10 protein-coding genes are annotated in these 9,049 nt (G+C 76.7%); 6 read left to right on the top strand and 4 right to left on the bottom strand.

The window, feature by feature from the left end; genetic code table 11:
• Nucleotides 1-185 precede the first annotated feature (185 nt).
• From AB6N23_RS15390 to AB6N23_RS15375, 4 genes are all read left to right on the top strand, one after another.
• Complete coding sequence (locus AB6N23_RS15390; protein ID WP_412866878.1) at nt 186-701, top strand: histidine kinase; 516 nt, start codon at nt 186-188, stop codon at nt 699-701.
• A 103-nt stretch (nt 702-804) separates the two neighbouring features.
• Nucleotides 805-1,647: a DUF4097 family beta strand repeat-containing protein gene (locus AB6N23_RS15385; protein WP_412866877.1), complete on the top strand. Its 843-nt coding sequence runs from the start codon at nt 805-807 to the stop codon at nt 1,645-1,647.
• 92 nt (nt 1,648-1,739) lie between these two features.
• A complete protein-coding gene (locus tag AB6N23_RS15380) occupies nt 1,740-2,540 on the top strand; it encodes an ABC transporter ATP-binding protein (RefSeq protein WP_412866876.1) in 801 nt (266 codons plus the stop codon).
• On the top strand, nt 2,540-3,376 hold the full coding sequence (locus AB6N23_RS15375; RefSeq protein ID WP_412866875.1) for an ABC transporter permease: 837 nt from the start codon (nt 2,540-2,542) through the stop codon (nt 3,374-3,376). The genes AB6N23_RS15380 and AB6N23_RS15375 overlap by 1 nt, the downstream gene beginning before the upstream one ends.
• 21 nt (nt 3,377-3,397) lie before the next feature.
• On the opposite strand, the gene AB6N23_RS15370 is transcribed toward AB6N23_RS15375, so the two are convergent.
• The 4 genes from AB6N23_RS15370 to AB6N23_RS15355 form a co-directional block, all read right to left on the bottom strand.
• Nucleotides 3,398-3,775: a hypothetical protein gene (locus tag AB6N23_RS15370; RefSeq protein WP_412866874.1), complete on the bottom strand. Its 378-nt coding sequence runs from the start codon at nt 3,773-3,775 to the stop codon at nt 3,398-3,400.
• A 52-nt stretch (nt 3,776-3,827) separates the two neighbouring features.
• Nucleotides 3,828-4,067: a helix-turn-helix domain-containing protein gene (locus AB6N23_RS15365; RefSeq protein ID WP_412866873.1), complete on the bottom strand. Its 240-nt coding sequence runs from the start codon at nt 4,065-4,067 to the stop codon at nt 3,828-3,830.
• Complete coding sequence (locus AB6N23_RS15360) at nt 4,064-4,729, bottom strand: hypothetical protein (protein WP_412866872.1); 666 nt, start codon at nt 4,727-4,729, stop codon at nt 4,064-4,066. Before AB6N23_RS15360 ends, AB6N23_RS15365 begins: the two co-directional genes overlap by 4 nt.
• Nucleotides 4,730-4,905: 176 nt before the next feature.
• Nucleotides 4,906-7,194 carry an esterase-like activity of phytase family protein gene (locus AB6N23_RS15355; protein WP_412866871.1) on the bottom strand — a complete coding sequence of 763 codons (2,289 nt, stop codon included), beginning with the start codon at nt 7,192-7,194 and terminating at the stop codon, nt 4,906-4,908.
• 145 nt (nt 7,195-7,339) lie between these two features.
• Between AB6N23_RS15355 and AB6N23_RS15350 the strand changes: the two genes are divergently transcribed.
• Nucleotides 7,340-8,110, top strand: coding sequence for a glycerophosphodiester phosphodiesterase family protein (locus tag AB6N23_RS15350; protein ID WP_412866870.1), 771 nt, complete (start codon nt 7,340-7,342; stop codon nt 8,108-8,110).
• An 89-nt stretch (nt 8,111-8,199) separates the two neighbouring features.
• Nucleotides 8,200-9,049: exodeoxyribonuclease V subunit gamma (locus AB6N23_RS15345; RefSeq protein ID WP_412866869.1), on the top strand; the 850-nt coding region annotated here is incomplete at its 3' end.

The following is a 9,049-nucleotide window of genomic DNA, read 5'->3' as shown; positions in this document are numbered from 1 at the left end:
TGCCGCACGCGCGGGACGTCGCCGCGGCGGGGCTCGCCTGGACGGGCCGGCGCGCGTGGGCCGCGACGCACCTGTGGGCGTCGGTCGGGTACGCCGACTGAACGACGCCCCGGGCCGACCGCCGGCCGGACAGCCGCCGACGACCGGCTCTTGCCATGACACCACTGTGGTGTCATTCTGACGTCATGGACATCACGCGCTACGTCGAGGACCTCCAGCACCGGCTCGCCACGGCGGCCGCGGCGGGCGGTGAGGACGCCCGCCAGCTCGCCGACCGTCTCACCGCACCCCTCGACGCCGCCGTGCGCCTCGTCCTGCTCGACGCCCTCTCGGCCGCGGCCGGCGAGATCTCGACCGAGCTGGCCCCCGGCTCGGTGGACGTGCGGCTGCGCGGCGGCGAGCCCGAGTTCGTCGTCGACGTCCCCACCGCACCGGCGGCACCCGCGCCGGCCGCACCGGCCGCACCGGCCGCGGCACCGGCCGCCGTGCCGACCGAGGGCGACGACGGCGCCACCACCCGGACCACCCTGCGGCTGCCGGACCACCTGAAGTCCCAGGTGGAGGTCGCCGCGGCGCGCGACGGCGTGTCCGTCAACTCGTGGCTGGTCCGTGCCGTCGCCGCCGCCCTGGAGCCCGCCGCGCACCCGCCCGCACCGCAGCAGCACGGCGGGGGCACCCGTCTCACCGGCTGGGTGCGCTGAGCCCCCGGCGCACCACCCGCCACCACCCGCACGACGCCACAGGCCGCCGGGAACCGTCCCGCACCGCCTGACACCACCCTGACACCACCCGCGAGGAGTCGTCATGCCCACGTTCCCCACGTCCACGCCCGTCCCCGTCGTCGTGGACGTCCCCTTCGGCAACCTGCACGTCGTCGCGAGCGAGCGGGACGACGTCGTCGTGACCGTCCTGCCCGCGGATCCGAGCAAGTCGGGCGCCGTGCGCGCCGCGGAGGAGACGCGCGTCGCCCGCGACGGTGACGCCGTCACGATCGTCTACCCGTCGGCGTGGAAGCAGTACGTGCTGCCGTTCTCCGCCGGCGGCGCCCGCGTCACCATCGAGGTGCCGGCGGGCTCCCACCTGCGGGGCAAGGCGGGCACCCTCTACTCCGAGGGGCGCCTCGGCGAGGTCGACCTGTCGCTCAACGGCGGCGACGCCCGCGTCGACGAGGCCGCCCGCCTCGCCCTCCGGGTCTCGGCCGGGTCCGTCGTCGTCGGGCGCGTCACCGGGACCGCGGAGGTGAAGGTCAGCGCCGGGTACGTGCGGATCGACGACATGGCCGGCGAGGGCACGGTGCGTGCCGCGAACGGCCCCACCGAGGTGGGGTCCGTCACGGGGGCGCTCCAGGTGGTCGGCGCGCACGCCGACATCCTCGTCGGCCGGGTGCGCGGCACGGTGACCGCCAAGGCCGCGCACGCCGGCATCCGCGTCGGCCGGGTCGAGTCCGGCAGCGTGACGCTCACCTCCTCCTACGGCTCGATCGAGGTCGGCGTGCCGGAGGGCACCGCCGCCTGGCTCGACGTCACCTCCGAGCGCGGCTCCGTCCGCAACCAGCTCACCCCCGCGCAGGGCCCCGTGGACGACGAGGAGACCGCGCAGGTCTGCGCCAGCACGGGGTGGGGCGACGTCATCCTGCGCCGCCCCTGACGCGTCCGTCGCCCACGCACCGCCCGCACGGCTCCACCCGGCACGACCCGCTCCACGACCTGCTCCACCGACCGCAGTCAGGAGAACCGGCCATGACCCACGACCTCGCCGTCGACGTGCGCGGACTGCGCAAGTCCTTCGGTGACCGCACCGTGCTGGACGGGATCGACCTCGCCGTCCCCGCCGGCACCGTCACCGCCCTGCTCGGCCCGAACGGCGCCGGCAAGACCACCACCGTCGGCATCCTGTCGACGCTCCTCGCCGCGGACGGCGGCACCGCCCGCGTCGCCGGGCACGACGTCGCCACCGAGCCCCAGGCGGTGCGCGCCGCGATCGGCGTCACGGGCCAGGTGTCCGCGGTCGACGACCTGCTCACCGGCGTGGAGAACCTGCGCCTCATGGCGTCGCTGCACCACCTGGGGCGGCGCGCCGGCCGCGAGCGCGTCGACGCCCTGCTCGCGCAGTTCGCGCTGGTCGACGCCGCGCGCCGGCCCGTCGCGACGTGGTCGGGCGGCATGCGCCGCAAGCTCGACCTCGCCATGACCCTCGTCGGCTCCCCCGCGGTCGTGTTCCTCGACGAGCCGACCACGGGCCTCGACCCGCGCAGCCGCCGCACGCTCTGGGGCGAGGTGCGGGCCCTCGCGGCGGGCGGCACCACGATCCTGCTCACCACGCAGTACCTCGAGGAGGCCGACCGGCTCGCCGACCGCGTCGTCGTGATCGACGGCGGTCACGTCGTCGCCGCGGGCACCCCCGCCGAGCTCAAGGCCGCGCACCACACCGGGTCGCTCGACGACGTCTTCCTGCGCCTCACCGAGCCGTCCACCGAGCCGTCCACCGAGCCCGAGCCGTCCACCGCCCCGTCCGACCCGAGCACGAGGGATGTGGCCTGATGACTGCCGTGACGACCGCCCGCACCGCCGCGCCCGCTGCCCACGCCCGCCCGGTGGCGGACACCCTGACGATGCTCCGCCGCAACCTGCTGCGCGCCGTGCGCTACCCGGGCCTGACGATGTTCCTCGTCCTCGGCCCGCTCGTGATGCTGCTGCTCTTCGTCTACGTCTTCGGCGGCGCGTTCGGCGCCGGCGTGGCGCCCGGCGTCGCCCCCGGCGCCGAGGGGCGCGCGGCGTACCTCGACTACATCACGCCGACGCTGCTGGTCCTCACCGTGGTCGGCGGTGCGACGTCCGTCGCGACGAGCGCGGCGATGGACGCCGCGGCGGGGATCATGGCGCGGTTCAGGACGATGGCGATCTCGCCGGGATCCGTGCTCTCCGGCCAGGTGATCGGCTTCGTGGTGCAGGCCCTCGCGGCGCTGGTGCTGGTGCTCGCGGCGGCCGTCGCCATGGGCTACCGGCCGGACACCGACGCGCTCGGCGGGCTCGCGCTGCTGGGCATGCTCGTGCTGCTCGGCCTCGCGCTCAACTGGCTGGCCGTCGCCATGGGCCTCAACGCCCGCAGCGTGGAGACGGCGAGCAACACCCCGATGATCCTGCTGCTGCTGCCGTTCCTCGGCAGCGGGTTCGTGCCGGTGGAGACCATGCCCGCCGGCGTGCGCTGGTTCGCGGAGCACCAGCCGTTCACGCCGATCATCGAGACGGTCCGCGGCCTGCTCGCGGGCGCCCCGCTCGACGGGACGCCCACCGCGCCGGCGGTCGCCTGGTGCGTCGTCATCGGGATCGCCGGGTACGTGTGGTCGCGCGCGCTGTACCGCCGCGAGCGTCGCTGAGCCGGCCCCGGGCCCGGCGCCTCACGCGGGCCGCCCGTGCCGGACGACGTCCCCGGCCGACACCCCGGCGCCGGGCGGGCCTCCCCCCGGCCCGCCCGCCGCCCGCTCGGGCGGCACGAACCAGCTGACGGACCGCGCGACGTCCCCCGCCCGTAGCCACGTGTGCCGCTCGGTGCGGGGGTCGGCGGCGTCGTCGCGCCACGCCACCATCACGTGCCCACGCGTCCAGCGCACGGCGCGCGCGGGACGCCACTCCTCCGACCCGTCGGTCCACACCACGCGGACGATGACCGGCACGTCGCCCTGCGGGCGGGTGGGGATGCCCTCCGGCACCTCGCTGTTGGCCACCTCCCGACGTCCGGGCGGGAACGGGGAGAGCGGGGCGGGGCGGTCCGGCATGACGCCCATCGTATCGAACAGGTGTTCGAGCCACGCGCCACGGGCGCGGACATCACCCGCTGCCGTCGTCCCGGCGGGGTGCGACCGCGAGCAGATCACCCGGCGTGCACCCCAGGACGTCGCACACAGCGGTGAGCGTGCTGAAACGGATGGCGCGAGCCCGGTCGTTCTTCAGCACGGAGAGGTTGACGGCCGTGACCCCGGCGCGCTCGGCGAGCTCGGCGAGCGTCATCCCGCGCTCCGCGAGCAGGCGGTCGAGGCGGCAGACGACCCGGTGCTCGGGTGCGTTCACACCAGCCCGTCCACGTCGGCGGCGAGGCGCTCGCCCTGCGCCCACGCGACGGCGAGCACGACCAGCAGCACGCCGGTGGCGATCGGCCAGAGCACCAGCGCGGGGAGCGACGAGAACGCCGGACCCGCGAGCCCGGTCCGCTCGAGGACCAGCAGACCCGCCGCGTGCGGCAGGGCACTCGCGAGCTGCCCTGCCACCGCCACCGTCACGCCCGCCACGGCCAGCCGCCGGGCGGTGCCGGGCGCGAAGGGACGCCGTTCCGCGACCGCGCTGAGGACCGGGCCGAGCAGGAGCGCGACGGCGAGCAGCGCGAGCCCGCCGACGAGCCAGTCGCCGCGGCCCAGCGCCTGCTCCAGACGGGTGGAGTCCCACGCGGCGAGGGTGAGGGCGCCGTCGGGGACGCCGGCCGTGAGGCCGCCGGGCTCCGCGCCCGCGAACCAGCCGTCGCCCCGCGCCACGATCTCGTCGACCGTGACCCGGACGTTCCCCGCGCCGGAGCCCTGCTCCCGCTGCGCGAGCGTGACGGGAACCTTCACGAGGGCGCGCGCCTGGGTCATGCCGTTGACGGCGTACGCGACACCACCGACGGCACCGAGCACCCCGGCGATCCGCAGGAGCCCGGCGAGCCGCGCGACGCGGCCGGTCGCACGGTCGGTGGTCAAGGACGGCACGGCTCCCCCTCGCGCCCGCGCCGCGGCGTCACGGTGACGCCGGCCGGGCGGTTCGAGCGTAGCGCTGGGGTATATCGATTGTCGATATGCCGCGCGGGCGACGCCGCGCCGCCCGCACGTCACCGGCGGCACCCCGGCCCCTCCCTGCCGGGGCGCCGCCGGTGGTCTCAGCCGACCGTCGCGACCGCGACGTCGGGGTGGTCGGAGAACACCGCGTCCACGCCCGCGTCGACGAACGCGCGGATCTCCGCGGGCAGGTCGCCGTGCGCCGCCGGGTCCGCGCTGCTGCGCAGGTCGGTCGGCAGGAACTGGTTCTCCGCCCGGAACGTCCACGCGTGCACGTCGAGCCCGGCGCGGTGCGCGTCGCGCACGACGCGCGTCGGCTCGCCGAGCGTGCCGTCGGCCGCCCGCGGGATCACCACGTCCTTGCACAGGCCCACGGCGTCGGCGTACCGCCGGACGTCGCGCAGCCCTTCGCGCGAGACGAGGTCGGCGTAGGTGCGGGGGTCACCGGCGGCGACGAGGTCCCACGGGGCGCCCGAGCAGTTCACGAGCTGCGCCAGCCGGACCTTCGTCATGCGGTCGAGGTCGCGCAGGTTGCCCGTCTCGAAGCTCTGCACCACGACCCGGTCGCGCTTGCCGTCGAGCTCCGCCGCGCGCAGCGCCGCGACGAGCGGCTCCTCCAGCGAGAGGCCGATGCCGTCGAAGTAGGACGGGTGCTTCGTCTCGGGGTAGACGCCGACGGGCTCGCCGTCGCACGTCACCGAGTGCCGTGCCAGGTCGAGCACCTCCGCGAGCGTCGGGACCTCGTACAGGCCGTCGAACGCGGCGCTGCCCGGGCGCAGGGCGGGGATGCGCTCCTTCGCGCGCAGCGTGCGCAGCTCGGCGAGCGTGAGGTCCTCGGTGAACCAGCCGGTCACCTGCTGGCCGTCGACCGTCTTGGTCGTGCGCCGGTCGGCGAACTCCGGACGGGTCGCCACGTCGGTGGTCCCGCCGATCTCGTTCTCGTGCCGCGCGACCAGCACGCCGTCCTTCGTGGAGACGACGTCGGGCTCGATCCAGTCGGCGCACTGGCGGATCGCGAGCGCGTACGCCGCGAGCGTGTGCTCGGGGCGGTACCCGCTCGCGCCGCGGTGCGCGATGACCTCGACCTCACCGGGCCGCACGCGCTCGCGGCGCAGCTCGACGAGCGCCATCTCGGTGTCGTCCGGCGTGCCCGGCACGCGCGCGGCGTTGCCCGGGTAGTTGTTGTCGTTGCCGATGAGCAGGCGGCCGTCACGCAGCTGCACGACCGTCTCGAACGACTGCACCGGCAGGCCGAACGGGTCCCCCGTGCCGTAGCCGTCGCCGGCACCGATGCCGTAGGGGTTGGCGATGTCGAGCGCGTCGAGCACCAGCTCCTTCTCGAGGAAGCCCTGGCGGTCCTCGCGGCGCAGGTCGACCCGGTACACGCGCTTGACGACCGAGGCCGCGCCGTCGACGTTGTCGCGCTCGACGAGCAGCATCTCGTTCCTGCCGACCCAGAACGCGTCGCCCACGAGGTCGCCCTCGCGGTCCGCGCGGTAGTCCCACGTGCGGCCGGTGTACTGCCCGCGACGCGTGTCGAACTCGTGCACGACGCGGCGGCGCCGGTCGGGGTCGGCCGTGTACGCGTTCTCCAGGACCGGGTACAGGTAGCGGCCGTCACGCAGGCCCGCGAGCGCCTCGAAGCCCGAGGACGCGCCGATGGTCGGCTGCTCGCCGGGCTGCAGGTACGGGTTCTGCGGCGACGTCGCACCGGGCAGCGGCGCGGGCGGCGCGAGCAGCTTCCCGGTCGCGTCGACGTGCAGGAGGAACGGCCCGAACTCCTCGCCGATCCAGAACGAGCCGTCGGGCGCGCGCACGACCGACTCGACGTCGAAGTCGGCCCCCGTCAGCAGCCGCTCCGGGGTGCCCTCCTGCGTGATGGGGAAGTCGACGTGGCCGTCCGGGTCGCGCAGCGCCAGGTGCTCGCCGACGCGCAGCTCGCCGCTGCCGCCGTCGGCGGTCTGCCAGTCGGGCGTGACGCGGTAGATCCGGAGGAGGAAGTCGGCGGAGTTCGCCTTCGTGCCGAAGCCGTTGTCGGGCAGCGCCCAGAACGTGCCGTCGCCGGCGTCGACCGCGCCCGAGAAGCCGGGGACCACCTGCCCGGCGAACGGGCCCTGCCGGCCGTTGGCGGGCGACGCCAGCGCGCCCGACGGCGGACCCTCGGCGAGGAAGTCGGCCGGCAGCGTGGCGCGCGCGACGAGCGTCGGCACGGTCACGGTGCCGCGCCCGCGGTCGTGGCCGTGCCGGCCGTCGAGGGTGGCGGCCGTCGGCGCGCCGTCCACCTCCGCAGCCGGTCCGACGGGCGCGGCGACCGCCGCGGACGGGACCAGCCCGGCGCCCAGGGCGAGCACGGCGGCCAGGGCCAGCGAGGGCACGACGCTGCGTCTCATACGTCCCAGTGAACGACTCATGGGCGCCAGGCAACAGGACGAAACCGACAACCCGCCGACCCGGCGGTGCGGGACCGGTGACGACCGGGTGAACGCGGGGCGGTCGCGCGTGCGCCGGCCCGCCCGGACCGGCGAGGCTGGGCACGTGCCGCACCCCTACCTCGACGACCCGTCGGGCGTCGTCGCCCTCGCGCACCGCGGCTTCTCGCTCGACGGCCGCGAGAACTCGCTCGCCGCGTTCGCCGCCGCCGTCGACCTCGGCTTCCGCTACGTCGAGACGGACGCGCACGCGACGGCGGACGGCGTGGCCGTCGCGCTCCACGACGCCACGCTGGACCGCACGACGGACGGGCACGGCGAGGTCGGCCGCCTGCCGTGGTCCCGCGTGCGGCAGGCGCGCATCGGCGGCAGCGAGCCGGTGCCGCGGCTGGACGAGCTGCTGGGCACGTGGCCGGACCTGCACGTCAACGTGGACGTCAAGGACGCGCGTGCGGTCGGCCCCGTGGCGGAGGCGGTCGAGCGCACGCGCGCCCACGACCGCGTCTGCGTGACGTCCTTCTCGCACGCGCGCCGGCGCGCGACGCTCGCCCGGCTGTCACGTCCCGTCGCGACGTCCGCGGGCACCCGCGAGGTGGCCCGCTTCCTGGCGGCGCACCGGCTGCGGGCGGCGGGCGCGGCGGCGCGGGCGCTGCGCGAGGTCGACTGCCTGCAGGTCCCGGTGGCACAGGGCCGGCTGCGCGTGGTCGACGCCGGCACGGTGGCCGCCGCGCACGCCGCCGGCCGCGCCGTGCACGTGTGGACGGTCGACGAGCCGGCGGAGATGCACCGGCTGCTCGACCTGGGCGTGGACGGGCTCGTCACGGACCGCGCGGACCTGCTGCGGGACGTGCTGCGGGCACGCGGCACCTGGCGCTGAGCCGACCCCAGCCCCGGGGGCGGACGGGTGCGTCCACCGGGCCGGGCGGTGCCCCGGACCTGTCGGGCCGGTCGGCTAGCGTGCGTCGCGTGACGGGGCCCGGACGCGACGGCGGACGCCTGCGCGTGCACACCGCCGCGCGGGCGGACGTGCTCGTCGACGCGCTGGCGGACGTGCTCGCGCAGCAGCCGCCCGACGCGGACCCGTTCGCCCGCGAGGTCGTCGCGGTGCCGACGCGCGGAGTCGAGCGCTGGGTCGCGCAGCGGCTGTCGCACCGGCTCGGCGCGGGGCCCGACGGCGAGGGCGGGGTGTGCGCGCGCATCGACTTCGACCCACCCGCGCGGCTCGTCCGCCGCGTCGTCGCCGTCGCCGGTGGCGTCGATGCCGACGAGGACCCCTGGGAGCCGGAGCGCCTGACGTGGGCGGTGCTGCGCGCCCTCGACGACGCCGTGGCCGCCGGCGCGCCCTGGGCCGCACCCCTCGTCCGGCACGTGGGGGCCGACGCGGGGACCGGGCGACGCCTGCGGCTCGCCCGCCGGCTCGCCGCGACCGTCACCGCGTACGGCGCGCAACGGCCCGCGCTCGTGACCGCGTGGGCGTCGGGCCGGGACGACGACGGCCTCGGCGGCCCGCTCCCCCACGACCTCGCGTGGCAGCCCCCGCTCTGGCGCGCCGTGCGGGCGGCTGTGGGCACCCCGAGCCCGGCGGAGCGGCTCGCGACCGCCGTGCACGCCGTCCGCGCCGACCCGGGCGTGGTCGACCTGCCGGTCCGCCTGTCCGTGCTCGGCGCGACCCGCCTCCCGGAGGCGCACCTCGACGTCCTCGACGCGCTGGCCGCGCACCGGGACGTGCACCTGTGGCTGCCGCACCCGTCGCCCGTCCTGTGGGACCGCGCCGCCGCCGCGACGCGACCCGGTCCGCCCCCGCGCCGCCGCGACG

Origin of the sequence: Cellulomonas pasadenensis (assembly GCF_047229365.1) — a bacterium.
GTDB lineage: Bacteria > Actinomycetota > Actinomycetes > Actinomycetales > Cellulomonadaceae > Cellulomonas.
The sequence above is the reverse complement of the archived record's forward strand: the minus strand, read 5'-3'. Positions and strand labels throughout refer to the sequence as shown.